The organism is Bacillus sp. NPDC077411 (assembly GCF_044543425.1).
Lineage (GTDB): Bacteria > Bacillota > Bacilli > Bacillales > Bacillaceae_G > Bacillus_A > Bacillus_A bruguierae.
This window is the reverse complement of record NZ_JBITWA010000007.1, coordinates 168,595-188,364: the sequence shown is the minus strand read 5'-3', so window position 1 is coordinate 188,364 and position 19,770 is coordinate 168,595. Positions and strand designations below refer to the sequence as shown.

Genomic DNA, 19,770 nt, shown 5'->3' with positions numbered 1-19,770 from the left:
GTGGAGGCTGAATGCGGGAAAGTCGTCTTTCGTAAAATAAGTTTTGGGCAGGAAACGGGCAGTGTTTTTGAGAAATCAAAGCACTGCTTTTTCTTTTAGTCAACGCTTCGGGTTATTTTACTACAAGCATGATTTATAGAGATGTACTTGAATTCATGGTACCGAGGCAATGTCTATGGTTGCTATCTCCAGTTCTGTACAAATGGCAGCATTTTAATGTTGCGGCGGAAAGAATCTTATAAGCGTACTTCCGGGTTTAACAAATATAGACCAAATCCACAGGCGTAATGAAAGAGACAAGAATGAATCAAAAAATCATGTTAATCTTTCTTCAGACTCAAGGTCTTCTTGGGGTTTTTGGTATAACCTTCACAAGTATTAATTCGGGTAAAACTATAAAACATGTCTTTAAAGTGTTAAAGTATTAATTTAGTGGGCATTAGCTTAAAAGTGTTGGGGAATACAATCTTAAGGACGATTCTTGGTGATACGATTTTATTTAACATGATAATTTAGAGCATGTTAGAGTATACACTTTGACTGCTGGATAAATAATCAACATTTTAGGAGGATTAACAATGGGTATGAGCAATAATGATATATTAAAGAGAGTAAGATATTCTATGGATATAAAAGATACAGATATGGTGGAGATATTTAAACTTGGTGGCATTGAAGTAACGAAAGAAGAAGTAGTTGGGATGCTTACAAAATTAAAGAAAAGTCCTCAGAATGAAGCTGACAATGATGGTGATGTAGTTGAAAGTGATTACGTACTAACATGCGATAATATTATGTTAGAGTCATTTTTGAATGGCTTTATTATTTTTAAAAGAGGAAAACAAAATCCAAAACCAGGGCAACCGGATAGACAAGCGATGCCTTTACAAAGTAATGAAAGTGCCAATAACCTTCTTCTAAAGAAAATAAAAATAGCACTATCATTAACGAGTGAGGATGTGCTTGATATATTAGAAGAAGTAGGAGTCAAGGTAACAAAAGGAGAATTAAGCGCTTTATTAAGAAAAGAAGGCCATAAGAATTATAAAGAGTGCGGTGATAGATACGCAAGGAATTTCTTAAAGGGATTAGCTGTAAAATATAGAGGATAAGGAATTGCGAATTCTTTTACACATAAATGATGTGGAAGAAAATTATCTCGAAGCAACAAGTGTTGTAACTAATTAATATTACATGTATTTGCATGGTGAGTGCACATGTGTATTCATGTTAAGAAAGGAAACGATACGATGGATGGAGTAGGAAGTTTTTATCCTACTCTTATTTTTTAATCATTTTTAATACATCATGCATAGGCATAATGCAAAAATAACACGAACGAATACTCTAGGTGATGAAATGATACATACATACTCAGGTGAGACAATTAATTTTCATATAAATTACAAGAAGAAAAAATCCGTACGTATTTACATAGATTCTTACGGAAATGTTGAAGTTCAGGCTCCTAAAGGAACGCCTGTTGAATACGTAATCCAATTGCTAGAGGAGAAGTGGGATTGGATTCAGAAAACACGCAAGGAAATGAAGGATAGAATGCTTGGGCCACAGGAGAAAATCTATGATCAAGGGGAGAGCTTTTTATATTTAGGGAATACATATCCGATACAGATTTCTCAAGACGCAAGTATTGGGCAAGACAGTGCAGTGTTTGAAGAAGGTAAGTTGCATATATATGTGAAACAGCTTGAGGATGAGAAAATAAAGCAGGCTTTGAAACGATTTTATTATCAGCAGTGCAAAGGGTTAGTAGAGAAGAGTATAAAATCGTATCAAAGTAACTTTAAAACAAAGCCGCGTTCAATCCGTATTTCAGATAGTAACCGTACCTGGGGAACCTGTGATTCAAAGCTGCAGTTAACATTTAATTGGAAGCTAGCAATGGCACCGCCGAGGGTAATCGATTATGTAGTCGTTCATGAAATGTGCCATATGGTCCATCTAAATCATGATCGATCCTTTTGGCGCCTTGTTGGGAAAATAATGCCTGATTATAAGGAACTGGAAAACTGGTTAGCATTATCAAGCTGGAAAATGACTATTTAACAGTGACATCGTTGGAGCAATTACTATTGCACTACAGTTTTAGTTTATAATTGCTTCTTTTCTTATAACTGAACTCACAAACACCCTATTGTATTGCCGCATATAATCTGGACATGTGGAGTGTGTGGCTTGGCTTGAAAAGAGCGAGAAGTAAACGGGGAAATTGTTATAAATAAAAGAAAGGTGAGCGCTACTACTAGTAGTGTCTCATCTTTCTTTTATATAGAATGAGTAAGAATTAAATATCGATCTTTAATGGAAGGCGCCAAAAAATAAGTAATTGTTAAAAAGCATAATAAGTCAAAAGTAGCTAAGTTTCTCGACATTAGCCGCTAGCCATTACATAGAAAATAGTGAGATCAGCTAATAAATGTGCAATGGAGCATAAGAAATGGGGAAGTCAATCTCCGAGATAATAGTTTTTAAGCCGTTATACATAAAGAAAAGCTTCCTCATTATAACGAGGAAGCTTTTGATAAGTATATATCCACTTTTGTTCCCTTTCCAATTTCAGATTGTACTTCTAATGTAGCTCCATGGAGAGTAGCGATTTGTTTGGCGATACTCATACCAAGGCCGACTCCTTCTATTTGTTCATCGGTGTTCGTTCCGCGGTAATAGCGTTCAAATAACTGGCCCATCGTTTCTTCATCCATGCCGACACCGTTATCTTCAATACAGATTTGTAGTCCTTTTGGAGATTCAGAGGCCCCAATGGTGATAGTTGTTCCGCTAGGATTATGTTTAATGGCATTAAAAATTAAGTTGTCCATCATTCGCTCGAACCATTTTCTATCTGCCTCAATTTCTACTTGTTTATGAATAGGCTTAAAGTGAAAGCGATAGTCTTGTAATGTTCGATCATCGGAAAATCTATTAAAAATTGTTTCAAGGAGATTATTCAATTGATATGTTTCTTTAGAAAGAAGGAGATTATTATTTTTTAGCTGAAACGTAAGTGAAAAATCTTCAATTAGGTGAAGCATGTAATCTCCTTTTTCGCGAATCGTTTTTCCTATTTCTTCAAGTTCTTCGGCTGACCAATCATAATGCCCACTTTCTAATAAATGTCCATATCCTTGGATGGAAGACAGGGGGGTACGAAGGTCATGAGAAATACCGGTCATCCATTCTTCTCGTGTTTTTTCCAGCTTTGCTCGTTCTTTTACCGATGCATCTAGTTTTTCCGCCATTTTGTAGAAAGCATTGATAACTTCTTTATACAAACGATAACGCATTCTTACTTTACCGTTTTTGCGGTAAATTTTTTTTCTTTCTTTTTCAGTTAATACTTCATCATAATTGCCTTGTTCCATTCTTTCTAACCAACTTGTAAAAAGAAATAGCGGTCTGCCATAACGGAAACCGTTCCAAGAAGAAAGGGTAATTGTAATTAACAACACGATGGCACTTACGATACCAAAACCAATAAGATATTCCTCCATGATAGATAGTGTTTGATTTTTATCTTTCTTTTTTGGTGTATGTAAAATCCAAATCTTATCGGAAGAAGGATCATTATAAACAGACATCTTCGTTGAATGAATACCAGGTGCGGTTTCTCTTGAAACAATATCTAAAGGATCATATTTTTTTAGATTCATTGGCTTCCCAATATTCTCGATAATATCCCCTTGTTTGTTAATAATATGAAGTGTGCCGTTTGTTTTTTTGAGCTGTTCTTCAAATTCAGCTCTATTTGTTTTGGAAATCTGACCATGTAAGCTGTAATTTTTAACAAATCCTTCCAATACATCCTGTTGTGTATCTTTATATCCAACCATAAAAATATGGTCTTTTTTATATGTATTATCAACTTTAGTTAAAACGGTAAATTCACTAAAATGTTTCGTTTCTTTTATTTCTAAAATGTCGCCTACAGAATAGTGTTCAGGCAGGGAGGAAGGCGCATTGCTTGATGTAATCACATGTCCTTGATCATTGACAATTTGTGCCCACATTTGTCTTTCGCGAAGCAATTTTTCCCATTTCTTATCAATTTTTGCCTCGCCATTTTCGATTATCGTATCGGTCGTAATACAATCTAGTATCCCGGCTTGAAAGTTCCGTCTTAATTCTTGGCTACTAATTTGTTGAATCAATAAAAAAAATAGAGCAAAAACTAATAAAATCATCCCAATTGATAAGGTAATAAATTGAAGAGAGAAGTGAAAAATTAACCTTCTTCGTAATGGTTTCATATTATTTCTCCTGAACCAGTTTGTATCCGAGGCCACGGACCGTTAATAAAAATTGCGGTTGACTTGGATCTTCTTCAATTCGTTCTCGAATTCGTCTTACATGGACAGATACGGTATTATCATCTACGTAATGGGTAAATCCCCAAACGGCTTCTAGAAGTTCGGATTTTGAGAATACTTTGTTTGGGTGTTTGCACAAATACAATAAAAGTAAATATACTTGGGTCGGGCAAGAAACTGGCTGACCGTTCACAAATAATTCTCCTTTGTCTTCATCTATTAAAAACCTTCCGAAGTTATATTGCTTCTTCTTGTTAAGGATTCGTGAAATTTCTACGGATGAAGTTCTACGAAAATGCGCTTTAATTCTCGCTGCAATCTCGAGTGGGTTAAATGGCTTTGTGACGTAATCATCTCCGCCAATCGCAAATCCAGTTAAGACGTCAAGATCCGATACTTTAGCTGTTAAGAATAAAATATAAGCATTTGAAATTGCACGGATTTTTGGGCATAATTCAAATCCACTATAATCAGGAAGCATAACATCTAGCACGATCATATCAATTGAATTTTTTTCTAGAATTGCTAAAGCATCTGTAGCTGTATGTGCAGTATAAATATGGCTGAATCCTTCTTTTCTTAACACCATTTCAATCATTTTTACAATAGCTTTTTCGTCGTCTACAAGCAAAATACTTTTGTTTTCCATTCTTATCCACCTCGGTAACTATATTAGCATACGAACATTACGAGAACTTGAACGGAAGTAAAAAAGGTTTATGAAATGTTAATCTCTTGTTTCGTTAATAGAAAGGTTAAAATTGTAAATTAAAAGTAGCAAAAACATGTAAGGGGATAAAAAATGGATAAATATCGAGTTTCTACAGTTGATGGTATAAGGGGATTTAGTTTATTAGGTATATTGTTGGCTAATATGTTGATTTTTCAGTACGGAATATTTGGTAAGGATGAAATTAATTTTTATTCATTATCTACGGCAAATCTAGGAGTTTATAAAGCTGTAAAAGTTCTGATAGAAGGTAGTTTCATGCCTATTTTTACGTTTCTATTTGGTTATTCAATGATTAAAATGAAGGAAAGTCTTGAGCGAAAAGGGGTAAAGGTAAAACGGTATTTTGTGAGACGCTTTTTATTTCTTTTTGTTCTTGGATTGTTACACGGTCATTTTTTATGGGAAGGAGATATTCTTTCCTTTTACGGATTGATGGGTTTTTTCCTATTACTATTTTTAAACCGCAAGAAGAAAACATTGATGGTTTGGGGAATTATTCTATTAGTCCTTACTTCATTCATGGGGTATGGACATATGGAAGAGACGGCCAAGGAGAAAGAAAAAATGGCCCATTATATTGAACAAACGAAGAAGGTTTATGGAAGTGGAAGTTATGCAGAAATTAAAGAGCATCGACTCAATGAAGATCCGTTAGATTTGCCAGATGAGTTTTACTTATTTGTTTTCTTGTTTTTGCCATTTATGTCTGCACCATTATTTTTATTCGGGATGTATGCGGCAAAGGTAAATTGGTTTGCGAATCCGATAAAGGAACGCTCGTTGTATGTGAAAGGGATTTTTCTATTCATCCCAATCAGTCTTGTTTTAAAGCTGATGCCTTACTTAGCGCCTAAAAACGATTGGGTAGGTGTAGGTGATATGCTTGGAAAGAATTTGTTGTCACTTGGGTATATTTTTCTGTTTGCCTATTTTTATACAAAATCATCTAAATGGATGCTTCGAAGGGTCTTTGAAAATATCGGAAAACTGTCGCTGACGAATTACTTAATGCAAACGGTTATTTGTACATCCATTTTTTATGGATATGGTCTTGGGCAATTTGGTAAGATGGGCATGATTTTGAGCGTTATTTTAGCGATTGTAATTTATGCCGTTCAGGCGGTTGCCAGCCACTATTACTTGAGAAGATTTAGTAGAGGCCCAGTAGAAACATTGTTAAGAATGTGGACAAACTTCTCATGGGATGGGCGTGTCCGAGTTAAGGAAGTGTTAACTGTAAAAGAAGTTTCTAGTAAAGTTGAAGGGCTTTAATAATCGGAAGAAAATGTAAATTAACATGTGGTTGGAGAAGTAAACACCGCTCGGAAGATTTTATTCTGAGCGGTGTTTATGTTATGAATATAAATAAAGGAGATGAGGTACATGAGCAGATTAATTGAGAAAGCGATGCAGTTTGCTGCGATTAAGCACAAAGGCCAAATGCGCAAAGGTACTAACATTCCATATATTATCCATCCATTTGGAGTAGCACTCATTTTACAGAAAGCAAAGCAGCGTGATGAAGTGATTGCTGCAGGGTTATTGCACGATACTTTAGAAGATACGAATACAACCGCGGCTGAGTTGTGTGAGCATTTTGGCGAAGAAGTGTTGAAATTGGTTCAGGCGGCTTCAGAGCCAGAGAAATCGTTGCCATGGGAAGAAAGAAAAAAACATACTATCCTATCTCTTCCACACCGTTCGAATGAAGAGATTACTTTAATCATCGCAGATAAATTACATAACTTACGGTCCATTCAAGAGGACGTAGAAAGAGAAGAAGATCAAGTATGGTCACGTTTTAAGCGTGGAAAACGTGATCAATCATGGTATTACATGAGTATCTTGCATGCTTTGAAAGAAAAAAAGCAGGACATTCCAATTATTCGGGTGTTCGAAAAAGAAACACAAAATTTATTCATTGGAAAAGAAACACTTACGTTGAAGGACATCGATGTATTATTCAGTTGTGCGTATGGCATTTATGAGTCACAAAAAGCGAAATTGCATGAAAGAGGTCTATTAAAATTTGTGAAGGAAGTTTCTATTGCTGGTGAGGCGATTTATCGTAGTGGAAATATGGAAATGATCACTCCGTTAGCAAATGATCTGCAAGAAAGAGGAGTTTCTTTTGAGTTCAATTCAGATGGTCCATTTATTTTATTAGCATATTTAACTGAGCTAAAGCATCGAATGGGGTGGTCTGATGAATTATTTTATCAGTATTACTTAAGAAGCTGTTCGAAGTTATAGAGAGGGCATACAACTAAAAGAGTAGGGAACAAATTATCAAGCTCTCTCTATGTTTTCTAAGAAGGACGTCTCATTGAAAAAGGTGATACACTACAGATAGTAGTATCTCACCTTTTTATTTCTTCGGATAAATAATATTAGAAAATGTGCTATTGTTATTTTACTTCCCAAATCAAACCCAATACTCCCCACTACAAAACTCCATCTCATACCCACGATAACCTTTCGCCAGCAACCTTTTCTGCCCAGCAATATCACTTATAAGAAGCCTTTCTATATTCACCCATTCTCTTTGTCTCTCACCCGACAACTCTTTCACAAACACATACCGCAACCGATCGTTATATTTTTCTTTTAGCGTAGCAACTTCCATACCTTGAGCAAATTTATCTTTTAAACTAGGGATATTAAACGGCGCAACGGTGCAGCAAACATACTCATAGTTGTGATCAGACTGTTTTAATTGCTCCATAATCACTTTCGCTAATATTTTTTGAAGTCCGTTTCCTTGGTAAGTTGGATGAACATTTGAAACTTCTTGATAGATGACACGTTCTAGTTCCTCATCTGTTAAGCCGATATCTAATCCTAAATGTTCTTCATCAAGAGGCGGAACTAAGAGCGCACGAAAGACAATGAGTTTGTGAATTTGAGATAGCTGATGTTACATAGTTATATGAGTGAGATTATGGAGATAAAACCTCATAAAGGAATGATGGAATAAAACGGTGATGTTAATTTCTCTTCTGGTACTTCCTCACATTATATTTCAAAAAAACGTGAGAACAATTGTGAATTATCTGTTTCTTTTTGTGTTCTTCTCCAAGTAGAATTTCTTGACATTTGAAAGAATATTCAATATGTTTTTGGGAAGCAGAATTGTTATCAATAAAAAAGGTTGTTTAGCGTCCAATATAGTTTTAAAAGAATAGTTGCGATTTTAGAAGGGAGAGCAAGACGTTGAAAAAAATAGATTTGCAGGATCGGTTAAGTGAGATTTTTCAACATTTACATGAGAACCCTGAAATAAGTTGGAAGGAATACAATACAACGGCCTATATTACTAAATTTCTTGAAGAAGAAGGAATATCATATAAAATATTTGATGATTGTCCAGGTGTAATCGCAGAAATGGGGAGCGGGAAACCGGTTGTCGCGGTTCGAGGTGATATGGACGCATTATGGCAAGAAGTAGATGGAGAGTTTAAAGCAAATCATTCATGCGGCCATGATGCACATATGACGGTTGTGATGGGGCTCATTTTACAGTTAAAACAGGCGGATTGGAAAACAGGAACAGTTCGATTTATTTTCCAGCCTGCAGAAGAAAAGGGAAGTGGAGCTCTGAAAATGGTGGAGAAAGGTGTTGTGGATGATGTCGATTTCCTATTTGGTATTCACTTACGACCGGTAGAGGAATTATCATTGAAGCAAGCAGCACCATCTATCCGGCACGGGGCGGCTGACTTCTTAGAAGCTCATATAATTGGAACTGACGCTCATGGTGCACGGCCACACCAAGGTACGAACGCAATCGATGTCATTACGATGATTAATATTGGATTGAAAAATATATGGCTTTCACCGCAATATTCCTATTCCGTTAAAATGACGAGATGCCAAGCAGGCGGTGAAAGTTTAAATATCATTCCAGGGAACGCTCATTTTGCTTTAGATGTAAGGGCAGAAAGCAATTTACTGTTGGAAGAGTTAAAGAAAAAGATAGAAAAAGTTATTCAATCAGCTGAATCAATGGGTGTAAAGATTTCTTATGATTGGGTCGATTATGTACCTGGGGCAGTGGTATCGGAGGAAGCGGAACAGTTCCTTCGTAAGGGGATTCTGCAAACATATGGAGTAGAAGGTTGCACCGCACCGCTTCGCACAGCGGGAAGTGACGATTTTCATTATTATACGGTGAAAAGGCCTCATTTAAAAGCGGTCATGCTAGGATTAGGTGCGAATTTAAAACCAGGGTTACACCATCCTCATATGACGTTTGACCGAGGTTGTATATTAGATGGCGTACAAATCTTGAAGCAAACGGTATTGGAAGTTTTGAAATAGTATTGTTTTTAAAAAATGAAAGTATAGATTGCAACAAATATAATAAATCCTGATGCTAAAAAAATGTATATGCTGAAGCTTTTCGATTTTCTTTTAAATCAGAAAGAAAAGTATACATTCAAAACACTATAAATAAAGAGATGCAGAAACCCATGGATAAAAAACCACATCTCATTGATGTCCAACCCATCCGAAGTAAAGAACAAATTGAAGATATGAAATGGGCTCTTAAACGTCACTGTTCAGAAAGAGACTACATCTTATTCATGATTGGGATCAATACAGGTCTACGAGTAAGTGATCTACTTCAATTAGAAACTCATATGATTTTAAAATTAAAACGAAAACGTAGAAAAGAATTAAAAATAAAAGAAGGAAAAACCAAGAAAGAACGGATGGTTAATCTTACTTCTATTTTTAACGAAGTATATCAATACGCCCAAACAGTAGAAAATACCTGGTTATTCCCTTCTCGTAAAGGAGATTGACCCATTAGTAAAATCCAGACCTATCGACAATTGCAAAAAGCCGGAGATTTTGCTGGTGTAGAATCCATTGATACCCACACCATGCGCAAAACCTTCGGCTATTGGTTCTATAAACAAACAAAAGATGTGGCGATGTTACAAGATATACTGAATCACAGTACACCACAAATTACCCTTAAATATATTGGGATTAATAAAGAAGAAAAAGACCATGTGTTAGATACATTTTATACTTTAATCCAAACTGATGATTTTAATCTATATAAAATCATCAGTTCCTATATTATGAAAATAAACCTAAAATTTAGATTCTCCGGTAATTCCCTCTATAAAGTCAAAGAAACCAGGTGCTGAAAAACCATTAAAAACATCTATCTTTTCATATATCTTTAGTTTAATTTCTTGTTCTAAATCTTCTCTTTCTTGAAGTGGTGTATTTCTTAAACTTTTTTTTATTTTAGGTAAAAATAAATTTAAAATTTCTTCGAAATTATCGTCACTTGAAAATTTAAAATTTGGCATTACCATCATTCTAATTACACCTCATCTTTTTAAATTCATAGACTGTCTTAATTTTTCAATGGCTTTTTTATGATTATAAGAAACAGTTTGTTCTGACTCACCTAGCAATTCAGCAACTTCCTTGTTGTTATAATTAATTATATAAAGTAATTTTAAAATCTTCAGTTGCTTGTCTGATAAAAAATTTAAAGATGCAAATAAAACTTCGTTAGAAATATGCTCTTGAATATCTTCCTGTATATTTTCAAATTCTAAATAAGTTAAATCCTCTTTTGAAGATGCCAAAACATCAAGTTTTGAAGTAATATTATTTTCTTCTGTAGAAATGGGGGTATCAAGATTTAATAATTGTCTTTGTTTATTAAGAGAAATCTTCTTATCAAAATCAATTGAATAAAAATATATAAGTTTACTAATGTAACTAATCATTTTTACCTTTTTATAATGTTGTTTAAAAACTAAATCTAACCTTTGTTTATTTTTTTCAGTTGGATCTATAATTGCATTTTTAAACAAAACATAATTTTCATCTTCTCTCAAAAAACTTTCAACAATGGGCTGATTTAATTTATCTTGATACTTCTCATAAAATACATCAAGTTGATTATTCCCCATAAAACTCCCTCCTCATAACTCCCTACAACAATAAAAGAGAAATGAAACATATAAAAATCAAAAATAGACACAAAAAAACGAACAAATGTTCCTGTTCTATTTCTATATTATCCCATCTTTTCATTAGAAAGAAAAGAAAAGAATTCATAATTTAACAGTATTTCATTTAATAATTTCTATATCTTAAAAAACAGAATCCGAATCAACAAAAATTATAATTTTTTTAACGATTTTTTTGATTTTTTAAGATGTTTCTCCTCTTTTAAAAATGTATATAGGATATATGTAAACAAGGAGGAAATACAATGAAAAAAACAGTCACTGTATATGGTAATGATAACTGTCACTTTTGTATAATGCTAAAAAATTGGCTAGAAAAAAAACACATTAAATATGCTATGAAAGACGTAAATCAAAATGATGTTAAAACTGAATTCCAAACATACAATGCACAAGGTATTCCACTTATAATTATTAAAGACTTTGAAACAAAAACAGAACAAAAAATTGTTGGTTTTAATAAAGAAAAACTAGAAAAAACATTTATAAAATAAAAATCGGCACAAAAATGTGCCGATTTTTATTTTTTCCATTTTAACTTCACTTTTACAGATAAAAAGAAGAAGGAGAAATGACTATGACAGAAATCACATTAAAACCAATACAGACTAAAACTCTATATGAAAATACACAAAAAATACCTGAAGGTATTGAAATGATCAAAGCAATAGATGTTTGGGGAATTAGTGAAAAAGGAAAAGGTATTGTAATAGCAATTATTGATACAGGTTGTGAAATAAATCACCCAGATTTAAAAGAAAATATCATAAGTGGATATAATTTCACAAAAGATGATAATAACAACCCAAATATCTACAAAGATTATCGAGGACATGGAACTCACGTAGCAGGAATTATTGCAGCAAGTGATAACGGAAAAGGAATTGTAGGTGTAGCTCCAGAAAGTAAATTACTCATTTTAAAAGTAATTGATAAAAATGGTATAGGAAGTTATGAAAATTTAATCAAAGCAATTGAGTTCTCAATAAACTGGGAAGGCCCAAATAAAGAGAAAGTATCCATAATAAACATTTCTTTAGGTGGTTCATTACCTGATAAAAAGCTTTATACAACAATAAAAAGAGCAAAGAAAAAAGGAATTTTTCTAATAGCTGCATCTGGAAATGAAGGAGATGGAGATGAAAATACAAATGAAATTTCATATCCTGGATTCTATAAAGAAGTAATTCAAGTAGGATCAATTACAAAAGATAAAAAACCTTCCAAATTCTCTAATACAAATATTAATTTAGATTTTGTTGCTCCAGGAGAAAATATTATTTCCACTCATCTAAATAACAACTATGTTCAACTATCAGGTACATCTATGGCCGCACCTCATGTAACAGGAGCAATAGCACTTATAATAAAAATAATAGGTAAACAAGAACCCGAAATACTTCCCTATCTGGTAAAATCCTACCTAATTGTTCATTCTCAACGACTAGGATTTCCAAATACACAAGAAGGTTATGGATTAATCCAATTAAAATAACTAAACAAAAAGGAGAACGAAAATGGATATGCTAGAAATAAAAACATTAATAATGATTATTAGTAATTTTGGTTTTCCAGTTGCACTAGCAATTTATTTATTAGTAAGATTTGAAAAGAAAATTGAAACATTAACAGAAGCAATTGATCGATTAAAAGAAGTCATTCGAATAAGAAATTAAAAAAGGCAACTAAATATAGTTGCCTTTTTATGGTGTATTCCAAAATATTAAAGAAACAGCAAAATACACAAGAAAAATGATAAATAACAGTACAGATATAATACATGAAACCTTTTGAAAAAAGTCTTTCTTCGAAAATAATGACGTGATAAATGTTAAGATCAAAACTAATAAGGTTGTAGACATTAAAAAATTATCATCAATTATTCTATTTCCTGTAAATAAATATAACCCCAATAAAACTATAGCCACTAATAACAAAATAAAAGGAACCAAACTTGATAGCTTTTTAATACAAATCCCACCTTTCATAAAATAATATTACAACTAACAAAAAACTAATACAAAAAAATTCCTTTTTAAGTAGGGATAGCATCAGGATTTTGCGGATTTACAACGTTAAGGTAGAAACCCTTGTATCAATAAGGTTTACTCAATTGATACTCAATTGATACTCAATTGATTTTGCTTGAAGTAAGGCTTAAGAGTGTCTCATATGACTTGTTTCAAAATCCTTATCGTTGTTAAATTATTCGTTTTTAATGATATAAACAACTTACCGTTGTAAATCCGCATTTTCGGGACGCTACCCTAAGTAATAAATACATTCATTAAAACATAATAAAAAAACCGCTGATTAATCAGCGGTTTTTTATTATGTTTAATTATTAGCACAACCAACCTCTAGGCTGGAAATAAGAATTAATTTGTAACCAACTCCAATAATCTTGATTTTGGTACGGGTCAATACAACTTGCAAGAGTTTTATCACAACATTTATCACCGTTACCAAAATTACTCCAACAACGATCATGAGCACGACAGCAACTATCAATTGAATTAATAGGCGTTCCTCCACCTAAACCCATGCCATCTCCGCAACCTGGTCCACAATGACGATAAAGCTTTCCAGCATCTTCATTATCTAAACAAAACTTACCATCAATCCAATCAAATGCTTTTTCAACTGTAATTTTACCAGCTTCATATCCTGGATTATTTGGAACATCTAAAGAAATTTGATAATCTAATTCACCTTCATAAGGTCTAGAGAAAGAAAGTTGAACTTGTCCATCTTGCGCAATAAAACCTTTATACTCATCAGTATCTGTAACTACTTTCCCATTAAATACTTCTGATACCTTATCAGCTGTTGTAACTTGAATATAAGAAACTGAAACAGTACGGTCTTTTGTTTCTAAAGTAACAACTTTAATATGAGCTAATTCAGTAGCATAGTTAAGTTGATCAAATTCATAAGATACTACTACTCCTAATTGATTTGCTGAAAAATTTTGTTGATGCTTACTCAACATATCAACGATTAAACCAAACTCCTTTTTTTCTTTCACTTTCTCCATCAAAAAAGTTGTTTCTAATGGAGATATAAACTTTCCATCTAAAATACCTTGCATAAAACATGCTCCTTTTCTCTATTAAATTTGAACTCTATTGCCCGTTCATTTATTAAAGAGAAAATTAACAATCCAAAATCAAAAGATAATATAGATTTTTTAAACTTTGATTTTTACATCCTAGAATTCTCTTTTAAATATATAAAAGTAAAAAGGAGATAAAAAAATGATAAAAAAAGAAATTATAGCTTATATAAGTCCTTCTTGTATGTACTGTTATGGATTAAAAACATTCTTCCAAAAACATGATATTGAGTTCACTTCTAAAAACATAAAAGATGAAAAATATGCAAAAGAACTTGAACAATACGATCCTCAAAAAGCTATTCCTTACATTGTAATCAAAAACAATGATACAGAAGAAACGATTAAAGGTTTAAATATAAAAAAAATACGTAAAATATTACAGATTTAAATGGGATGTGAAATATGAATAATATAGAAAGCAATATAATTAGATATAACGAATTAAAAATAGATTTATTAAACATAAGCAAATGCATTGAAACTTGCGAAGAATGTGATAAAGGATTCTATCAAGATATAGCTATTCAATACTCAAAAAGACATAGAGAAATGAAAAAATTCATAGAGAAAACATACAATGTGAAAATTTGTGAATGTTGCTCATATGAAAAAGATAAATTTTCTTTTGATAAACAAATGAAATAATTCTCTTTAAAAAATATAAAGAACAGAAAGGTGTTCTTAATGATACAAAATCGAATATTAAAAAAAGAAGAAATTATAAACTTAATTTAAAACCTCTATGCAACAAATAACATGCAACAACTAACTGATAAAATTTCAAACTTTATAAACATAAACTTAGCAAAATATAAAATAAAGCTTGCACAAGAATACATTACTAATTCAAAAGAAAAGATGACAATGCTAATCCTCAGTTATCATAATGAATCAATTGAAATCATTTTTCTAAAAGAAAAAACAAAACAAATTATCATAGCAACAATACTAGATGGTCAAAAAATTATGATTGCTTAAAACTAGCAAATGAAAGGAGGTGTTATACATGCATCATGAAAAGAAATTAACAGAACAAGCAACTACTTGCTCTCATTATCAAATTTGTAAAAAACATCGCGACTGTTGTATCAATAATGCATCATGTTATGGATGCGCAATGCCTGACTACTATACGGAAATCGCTTCTTGTGGATGTAGTCCTATTATTGGATAGTCAAAGATTACATCTCTTTTCTAATGTTCAACACAACATATTTTTACGTTCTTGCTTAAAAAACAAGAACGTAAAACATGGCGATATAGCCAAATGGTAAGGCAAAGGTCTGCAAAACCTTGATTGCCGGTTCAAATCCGGCTATCGCCTTTTTATATAACATCAAAACAAGTTAATATTAATCATCCTCTGTTTTTTTATTATCCCCCTCAATAAATTCAAAAAATCCAGGAGATATTTTTTCAACTTCATTTCTCTCTTTTTCTAATTCCTTTTTAATACTAGGATCCAAGTTTTCCAAAAACAATTTTAAATCTATATCTTTTTCAAACAAAGTAAAACACCCCTTTAAAATATAAAAAAATTTAATACCTAACTCATATAATTTAGAAATCAATTAAAAGTAATTTTCTTTTACCTTAACATATATATAGCAAGGGAATGCTTCCAAAATTGATACCATTTCTTTTCATTACTTGCCGCAACCATCTGTTTTACTTCTTGAAGTTCTCGCATAACAGTCATAACAGCTTTATCACGATCAGTAACCTGTTGTTTCTCTATATTATTAGAATGAGTTAATAATTTTTGTTGCGATTCCAATAAATTTGTTAGTTGAGCTATTTGTTCATTTTGATTCTGTAATTGTTTTTGTTGTAACTCCACTGTCCTTTTTAGTTCTTGTAATAATTCTTTCAAATCATCCGATCCAGGAGTTATAACGGTCATATCTGTAATCTTAACTGTTAATCCTTCCTCTTCTAAAAGTAATTTACAAGCATCTTCCAATGTAACTTGTGGCATACTTTTTAATTCTACTAACCTTTGTAATAACCCAACATCATAATCATCAAAAATAACCCGTTCCCTTTCATCCCTTTTAAAAGCATAACAGTTATAACTCTCAATTAATAAATAATATTTTTTAACCGTAGATGGTGATACTTTTAATCTTTTAGCAACTTGGGATACATTTTCATAAATTACAGGAGTCATAATAGTTATAACCTCCTTTTTTAGTATTTCAAATTCGTTATAACGGTTATAACTCCTCTATCTTAGCATTTTAAATAGACTTGATCTAAATCTACTCTTCCTTGCCCAGGATTTCTTGTCCTCGATCATAGGATCCTTCTCATAACTCTTTAAAACGTCCCCTAGCAAAAATATTGTTATTAATTTATCAGCCTCTCTCAGACCCATAGAGAGCTTCCTAGAGTTTTTTTGTTTTTTAATAGTTAACACCCTTTTCTCGAAACCCAAGCTTACAGGTCCTTTTGGAAGCTTCTCAGCTTGCTTATGTATCACTATTTATAGTTGGGATACTGTCAGCATTTCAGAAAAACCCCACGCTAGAAAAAAATAATAAGCCGTCCATATGGACAGCTCATTTACATAATTCTCGAATTCGGAAGTTAATAAGTCTTTAATTTAGTCTCTATATCTACATAAACAAGAAATCCACCTACTGTTACATTGTCGCTTGATTCGAAGTCAACAAGATATACTTCTTTACCGTCATAGGGTGTTTTTGCCTATCCCCCGAAAAGGGGGATGGGCAAAAACACCCAAAAAGGACTAATTGACTGTAAAAAAGAATAATAAAAAGAAGGTACGTGAAAAGTTTTAAATTTGATGAGAGGTGGAGATTCGTGAAAGTACACGATTGTCCTAATTGTAACACCTATAGTAGAGAATGTATCATTGTCATCAAAAATGCTCCGAATTTTTCGGAAGAGATATTAAAGTGCAGTATTTGTTCCTGGAACGGTAAGTGGTCGGACATGACAGTGCGGGAGGTTATATTGCCAGCGATTCCAGGCGGGATAGAGATCCCTGGCGTCGAACCAATTACTGATTATTATGTACTTCATTCAGATCAAATTAGAATTACTTATACAGGAGGTTGTTGCCCTCATTGTGGTGGAAGTGATCCGTTATGCTGGTGCATGACTTTATAAACGATTATCAGAGCCTCTTACTCGAAGTTGACGATTAGACAGGTGCGGACGAGAAATCATCCGAAATAATTTAAGCACTATCTAAAAATAAGGTTAATATTGCAATTTTTCGATCCTTATTCTTTTGGAAGTTGGTAAGCATTTTTAACATTTTAACACATAGACAACAAATATCTTATTGAACTAACGCATGCTTTATTTAAATAAGAATTCAAAAGGACTGTCTAAATTTTACAGTCCTTTTTGTATCGTTAACATAATAGATTCTTGAAGGTTCTGTTGCAAAGTTTGAAAAAAGCATAAACAGGTTGGTAAATGAGGAACAATGTTTAGGAAGTAGCTAGTAATTGTTGAAGTTCATTGTACGTTGAAAAGGCGGAGTCTCTTTGAAGACTTCGCCTTTGTTTATATAGGGCATGAATGGTCTCTCTTTCAGAATTTCAGAGACATCGCGATAACTTAAAGAAAAACAGCAGTAGTAGCCGACAGCTACTAAAATAATTTCTTTCTTTAATTGTTTTCCTTTAAAATATCTCATGCCTGATTCTCCTAGATTCTGTTTTCTAGAGTGTAGCTTCATGTAGAAAACTTTGCAACAGAACCGTTTACGTTAATAAAAGAAAAAACGGGCTTGTTAGACAACCCGTTTTTCTTTTAGCTCTTTTTTCTTTTTGATAAGTCAGGAGCCTTCTTCATTGTGTCAACAACATGCATGACCGCGAAATATGGATGTTTTAAAATCATTTTCGGTCCGCTCTTCTTCATAACATCCTTAACGAAATCTTTCATATCTGGTTTATAACAATGAATTTTGCAATTTTGACATGCTGGCTTCTTCTCTTGAAATGGACATTTTGATAGACGAAAATAAGCATACTCTTTTAACTTCTGGCATTCTTCACATATAGTATCTTGTTCATGTTCGTTTTTACAATACATATCAATCATAATGCTAATTGTTTTCTCTTCACGTTCAATTCGATTCATGGCTAGTGCCTCCCGTTCCAAAGTCTCCCTGCTTTGATTGTAAGACTTTTTTAGAGGGTTTACATGAATTTTCATTGACAGTTTTTCTAACGTTTATCTCTTTCCTACAAATTATTAATGGAGAATGTCCCTACCAATCATAACCAACAGTAAAAGCGAACGCATTAAGACTTAAATAAACATCTTTCTTTTTCTTACGAGCTTCGGATGCTTAAACCACTGGAACGACAAGCGTCCACTCGATTCTTCCACGCTATTGATTGATCTATTTTGACATGGAACTGATTCTATTGGTAGGGACAGTTTGACGCTTACTGTTATATCAAGTAATTCAGCCTTAACGTATGGAATCCGCGTTTTGTTGGGCCATCAAGTTAAGGTATCGGTTGTTCTCCAAAACGAAAAAAACGAGCTGAATTTACATGAATAACTGTCAAGAGATAAAAATTTCGTTTAGGGGGTACCTTAAAATATTAGCTTGATGGGGATGCGGCGATACCCCAATAAGGAAGAGAATTTAAAACGCATTTTAATATGTAATATTGCATATTAAAATGTATTGATAAAAATGTAAGCGCTTACTATAATAAGAGTATAAAGATGAATCACATCTTAACAACAAGAAAGAGGAGGAAGTTATATGGCAATCGCAATGGCAGTTTTAAAATTTATCGGTGGAATCATTCCATTCGTACAAGAGCTGTTAAAAGCAGTAATGTAAGTTCATTATTCAGCAATTATTTATAAAAATGATCTGTATAGCAAAGATGAATTGATGTACAGACCAGAGGAGGAAATCATATGGCAATTGCAATGGCAGTTTTAAAATTTATCGGTGGAATCATTCCATTCGTACAAGAGCTGTTAAAAGCAGTAATGTAAGTTCATTATTCAGCAATTATTTATAAAAATGATCTGTATAGCAAAGATGAATTGATGTACAGACCAGAGGAGGAAATCATATGGCAATTGCAATGGCAGTTTTAAAATTTATTGGTGGAATCATTCCATTCGTACAAGAGCTGTTAAAAGCAGTAATGTAAGTTCGTTATTCAGCAATTATTTATAAAAATGATCTGTATAACAAAGATGAATTGATGTACAGATCAGAGGAGGAAATCATATGGCAATCGCAATGGCAGTTTTAAAATTTATTGGTGGAATCATTCCATTCGTACAAGAGCTGTTAAAAGCAGTAATGTAAGTTCGTTATTCAGCAATTATTTATAAAAATGATCTGTATAGCAAAGATGAATTAATGTACAGACCAGAGGAGGAAATCATATGGCAATCGCAATGGCAGTTTTAAAATTTATCGGTGGAGTACTTCCATTAGTAGCAGAACTTTTAAAAGCAGTAATGTAAGTTCATATTCAGCAATTATTTATAAAAATTATCATACAAATGATCTGTATATCAAAGATGAACTGATGTGCAGATCATTTGTGTGAGCCAAGTCCCTTT

Annotated in this window: 22 protein-coding genes, 1 tRNA gene and 4 pseudogenes; 15 read left to right on the top strand and 12 right to left on the bottom strand. The window is 32.8% G+C overall.

Going from position 1 to position 19,770, the window contains the following annotated elements; translation table 11 throughout:
- The first annotated feature begins 578 nt into the window (after positions 1-578).
- Positions 579-1,112, top strand: coding sequence for a YehS family protein (locus ACIGHG_RS12020; RefSeq protein ID WP_336472934.1), 534 nt, complete (start codon positions 579-581; stop codon positions 1,110-1,112).
- A 247-nt stretch (positions 1,113-1,359) separates the two neighbouring features.
- Positions 1,360-2,067: a M48 family metallopeptidase gene (locus tag ACIGHG_RS12015; protein WP_336472933.1), complete on the top strand. Its 708-nt coding sequence runs from the start codon at positions 1,360-1,362 to the stop codon at positions 2,065-2,067.
- Between the two features lie 455 nt (positions 2,068-2,522).
- Here ACIGHG_RS12015 and ACIGHG_RS12010 read toward each other — a convergent pair whose 3' ends face one another.
- The gene (locus ACIGHG_RS12010; RefSeq protein WP_396548583.1) at positions 2,523-4,268 is read right to left on the bottom strand and encodes a sensor histidine kinase; all 1,746 of its coding nucleotides are present in this window, start codon (positions 4,266-4,268) and stop codon (positions 2,523-2,525) included.
- A 1-nt stretch (position 4,269) separates the two neighbouring features.
- Positions 4,270-4,977 (bottom strand): response regulator, encoded by a 708-nt coding sequence (locus ACIGHG_RS12005; RefSeq protein WP_336472931.1) that lies wholly within the window; start codon positions 4,975-4,977, stop codon positions 4,270-4,272.
- 153 nt (positions 4,978-5,130) lie between these two features.
- On the opposite strand from ACIGHG_RS12005, the gene ACIGHG_RS12000 reads away from it, so the two are divergent.
- Together ACIGHG_RS12000 and ACIGHG_RS11995 are read left to right on the top strand one after the other, a co-directional pair.
- Positions 5,131-6,333 (top strand): DUF418 domain-containing protein, encoded by a 1,203-nt coding sequence (locus tag ACIGHG_RS12000; RefSeq protein WP_396548581.1) that lies wholly within the window; start codon positions 5,131-5,133, stop codon positions 6,331-6,333.
- A gap of 111 nt (positions 6,334-6,444) precedes the next feature.
- A complete protein-coding gene (locus ACIGHG_RS11995; RefSeq protein WP_396548579.1) occupies positions 6,445-7,314 on the top strand; it encodes an HD domain-containing protein in 870 nt (289 codons plus the stop codon).
- A 172-nt stretch (positions 7,315-7,486) separates the two neighbouring features.
- On the opposite strand, the pseudogene ACIGHG_RS11990 reads toward ACIGHG_RS11995, so the two are convergent.
- Positions 7,487-7,960 (bottom strand): annotated as a pseudogene (locus tag ACIGHG_RS11990) (N-acetyltransferase); the annotation flags it as partial.
- Positions 7,961-8,274: 314 nt separating this feature from the next.
- Between ACIGHG_RS11990 and ACIGHG_RS11985 the strand changes: the two are divergent.
- Positions 8,275-9,381, top strand: a complete 1,107-nt coding sequence (locus tag ACIGHG_RS11985) for a M20 peptidase aminoacylase family protein (protein ID WP_396548577.1) — start codon at positions 8,275-8,277, stop codon at positions 9,379-9,381.
- A gap of 8 nt (positions 9,382-9,389) precedes the next feature.
- Here ACIGHG_RS11985 and ACIGHG_RS11980 read toward each other — a convergent pair whose 3' ends face one another.
- Positions 9,390-9,446, bottom strand: coding sequence for a hypothetical protein (locus ACIGHG_RS11980; protein WP_336472979.1), 57 nt, complete (start codon positions 9,444-9,446; stop codon positions 9,390-9,392).
- 87 nt (positions 9,447-9,533) lie between these two features.
- Between ACIGHG_RS11980 and ACIGHG_RS11975 the strand changes: the two are divergent.
- Positions 9,534-10,100: pseudogene (locus ACIGHG_RS11975) on the top strand (tyrosine-type recombinase/integrase); the annotation flags it as partial.
- Positions 10,101-10,166: 66 nt separating this feature from the next.
- Here ACIGHG_RS11975 and ACIGHG_RS11970 read toward each other — a convergent pair.
- A complete protein-coding gene (locus tag ACIGHG_RS11970) occupies positions 10,167-10,400 on the bottom strand; it encodes a hypothetical protein (RefSeq protein ID WP_336472927.1) in 234 nt (77 codons plus the stop codon).
- Positions 10,401-10,412: 12 nt separating this feature from the next.
- Positions 10,413-11,006 carry a sigma-70 family RNA polymerase sigma factor gene (locus ACIGHG_RS11965; RefSeq protein ID WP_336472926.1) on the bottom strand — a complete coding sequence of 198 codons (594 nt, stop codon included), beginning with the start codon at positions 11,004-11,006 and terminating at the stop codon, positions 10,413-10,415.
- Between the two features lie 305 nt (positions 11,007-11,311).
- Here ACIGHG_RS11965 and ACIGHG_RS11960 point away from each other — a divergent pair, with 305 nt between their 5' ends.
- The 3 genes from ACIGHG_RS11960 (at position 11,312) to ACIGHG_RS11950 (ending at position 12,742) form a co-directional block, all read left to right on the top strand.
- Positions 11,312-11,560: a glutaredoxin family protein gene (locus ACIGHG_RS11960; protein WP_336472925.1), complete on the top strand. Its 249-nt coding sequence runs from the start codon at positions 11,312-11,314 to the stop codon at positions 11,558-11,560.
- A gap of 83 nt (positions 11,561-11,643) precedes the next feature.
- Entirely contained in the window at positions 11,644-12,561 is a 918-nt protein-coding gene (locus tag ACIGHG_RS11955) for a S8 family peptidase (protein ID WP_336472924.1), read from the top strand.
- 22 nt (positions 12,562-12,583) lie between these two features.
- Positions 12,584-12,742 (top strand): YvrJ family protein, encoded by a 159-nt coding sequence (locus ACIGHG_RS11950; protein ID WP_336472923.1) that lies wholly within the window; start codon positions 12,584-12,586, stop codon positions 12,740-12,742.
- A 668-nt stretch (positions 12,743-13,410) separates the two neighbouring features.
- Here the strand turns inward: ACIGHG_RS11950 and ACIGHG_RS11945 are convergent.
- A complete protein-coding gene (locus tag ACIGHG_RS11945) occupies positions 13,411-14,157 on the bottom strand; it encodes a phospholipase A2 family protein (RefSeq protein WP_336472922.1) in 747 nt (248 codons plus the stop codon).
- 166 nt (positions 14,158-14,323) lie between these two features.
- Between ACIGHG_RS11945 and ACIGHG_RS11940 the strand changes: the two genes are divergently transcribed.
- The 5 genes from ACIGHG_RS11940 (at position 14,324) to ACIGHG_RS11920 (ending at position 15,508) form a co-directional block, all read left to right on the top strand.
- Positions 14,324-14,572, top strand: coding sequence for a glutaredoxin family protein (locus tag ACIGHG_RS11940; RefSeq protein ID WP_336472921.1), 249 nt, complete (start codon positions 14,324-14,326; stop codon positions 14,570-14,572).
- 14 nt (positions 14,573-14,586) lie between these two features.
- Positions 14,587-14,829, top strand: coding sequence for a hypothetical protein (locus ACIGHG_RS11935; protein ID WP_336472920.1), 243 nt, complete (start codon positions 14,587-14,589; stop codon positions 14,827-14,829).
- 111 nt (positions 14,830-14,940) lie between these two features.
- Positions 14,941-15,162: a hypothetical protein gene (locus ACIGHG_RS11930; RefSeq protein WP_336472919.1), complete on the top strand. Its 222-nt coding sequence runs from the start codon at positions 14,941-14,943 to the stop codon at positions 15,160-15,162.
- A gap of 28 nt (positions 15,163-15,190) precedes the next feature.
- A complete protein-coding gene (locus ACIGHG_RS11925) occupies positions 15,191-15,358 on the top strand; it encodes a hypothetical protein (protein ID WP_275857410.1) in 168 nt (55 codons plus the stop codon).
- 79 nt (positions 15,359-15,437) lie between these two features.
- A tRNA-Cys gene (locus ACIGHG_RS11920) sits at positions 15,438-15,508 on the top strand.
- Between the two features lie 28 nt (positions 15,509-15,536).
- On the opposite strand, the gene ACIGHG_RS11915 is transcribed toward ACIGHG_RS11920, so the two are convergent.
- The gene (locus ACIGHG_RS11915; protein ID WP_336472918.1) at positions 15,537-15,692 is read right to left on the bottom strand and encodes a hypothetical protein; all 156 of its coding nucleotides are present in this window, start codon (positions 15,690-15,692) and stop codon (positions 15,537-15,539) included.
- An 80-nt stretch (positions 15,693-15,772) separates the two neighbouring features.
- Positions 15,773-16,354 (bottom strand): DUF3967 domain-containing protein, encoded by a 582-nt coding sequence (locus ACIGHG_RS11910; RefSeq protein ID WP_396548571.1) that lies wholly within the window; start codon positions 16,352-16,354, stop codon positions 15,773-15,775.
- A 656-nt stretch (positions 16,355-17,010) separates the two neighbouring features.
- On the opposite strand from ACIGHG_RS11910, the gene ACIGHG_RS11905 reads away from it, so the two are divergent.
- Positions 17,011-17,319: a hypothetical protein gene (locus tag ACIGHG_RS11905; protein WP_396548569.1), complete on the top strand. Its 309-nt coding sequence runs from the start codon at positions 17,011-17,013 to the stop codon at positions 17,317-17,319.
- A 329-nt stretch (positions 17,320-17,648) separates the two neighbouring features.
- Here the strand turns inward: ACIGHG_RS11905 and ACIGHG_RS25685 are convergent.
- From ACIGHG_RS25685 to ACIGHG_RS11895, 3 genes and pseudogenes are all read right to left on the bottom strand, one after another.
- Positions 17,649-17,747: pseudogene (locus ACIGHG_RS25685) on the bottom strand (IS6 family transposase); the annotation flags it as partial.
- Positions 17,744-17,857, bottom strand: a pseudogene (locus tag ACIGHG_RS11900) (IS6 family transposase); the annotation flags it as partial. The pseudogenes ACIGHG_RS25685 and ACIGHG_RS11900, both read right to left, overlap by 4 nt.
- Positions 17,858-17,973: 116 nt before the next feature.
- A complete protein-coding gene (locus ACIGHG_RS11895; protein ID WP_396548567.1) occupies positions 17,974-18,306 on the bottom strand; it encodes a nitrous oxide-stimulated promoter family protein in 333 nt (110 codons plus the stop codon).
- Positions 18,307-19,770 lie beyond the last annotated feature (1,464 nt).

Coding starts and splice junctions, on each gene's coding strand:
- ACIGHG_RS12000 (WP_396548581.1), top strand. CDS start 5,131: ATGGATAAATATCGAGTTTCTACAGTTGATGGTATAAGGGGATTTAGT.
- ACIGHG_RS11930 (WP_336472919.1), top strand. CDS start 14,941: ATGCAACAACTAACTGATAAAATTTCAAACTTTATAAACATAAACTTA.
- ACIGHG_RS11935 (WP_336472920.1), top strand. CDS start 14,587: ATGAATAATATAGAAAGCAATATAATTAGATATAACGAATTAAAAATA.
- ACIGHG_RS11995 (WP_396548579.1), top strand. CDS start 6,445: ATGAGCAGATTAATTGAGAAAGCGATGCAGTTTGCTGCGATTAAGCAC.
- ACIGHG_RS12015 (WP_336472933.1), top strand. CDS start 1,360: ATGATACATACATACTCAGGTGAGACAATTAATTTTCATATAAATTAC.
- ACIGHG_RS11925 (WP_275857410.1), top strand. CDS start 15,191: ATGCATCATGAAAAGAAATTAACAGAACAAGCAACTACTTGCTCTCAT.
- ACIGHG_RS11950 (WP_336472923.1), top strand. CDS start 12,584: ATGGATATGCTAGAAATAAAAACATTAATAATGATTATTAGTAATTTT.
- ACIGHG_RS11910 (WP_396548571.1), bottom strand. CDS start 16,354: ATGACTCCTGTAATTTATGAAAATGTATCCCAAGTTGCTAAAAGATTA.
- ACIGHG_RS11895 (WP_396548567.1), bottom strand. CDS start 18,306: ATGAATCGAATTGAACGTGAAGAGAAAACAATTAGCATTATGATTGAT.
- ACIGHG_RS12005 (WP_336472931.1), bottom strand. CDS start 4,977: ATGGAAAACAAAAGTATTTTGCTTGTAGACGACGAAAAAGCTATTGTA.
- ACIGHG_RS11960 (WP_336472925.1), top strand. CDS start 11,312: ATGAAAAAAACAGTCACTGTATATGGTAATGATAACTGTCACTTTTGT.
- ACIGHG_RS11970 (WP_336472927.1), bottom strand. CDS start 10,400: ATGATGGTAATGCCAAATTTTAAATTTTCAAGTGACGATAATTTCGAA.
- ACIGHG_RS11955 (WP_336472924.1), top strand. CDS start 11,644: ATGACAGAAATCACATTAAAACCAATACAGACTAAAACTCTATATGAA.
- ACIGHG_RS11965 (WP_336472926.1), bottom strand. CDS start 11,006: ATGGGGAATAATCAACTTGATGTATTTTATGAGAAGTATCAAGATAAA.
- ACIGHG_RS12020 (WP_336472934.1), top strand. CDS start 579: ATGGGTATGAGCAATAATGATATATTAAAGAGAGTAAGATATTCTATG.
- ACIGHG_RS12010 (WP_396548583.1), bottom strand. CDS start 4,268: ATGAAACCATTACGAAGAAGGTTAATTTTTCACTTCTCTCTTCAATTT.
- ACIGHG_RS11945 (WP_336472922.1), bottom strand. CDS start 14,157: ATGCAAGGTATTTTAGATGGAAAGTTTATATCTCCATTAGAAACAACT.
- ACIGHG_RS11940 (WP_336472921.1), top strand. CDS start 14,324: ATGATAAAAAAAGAAATTATAGCTTATATAAGTCCTTCTTGTATGTAC.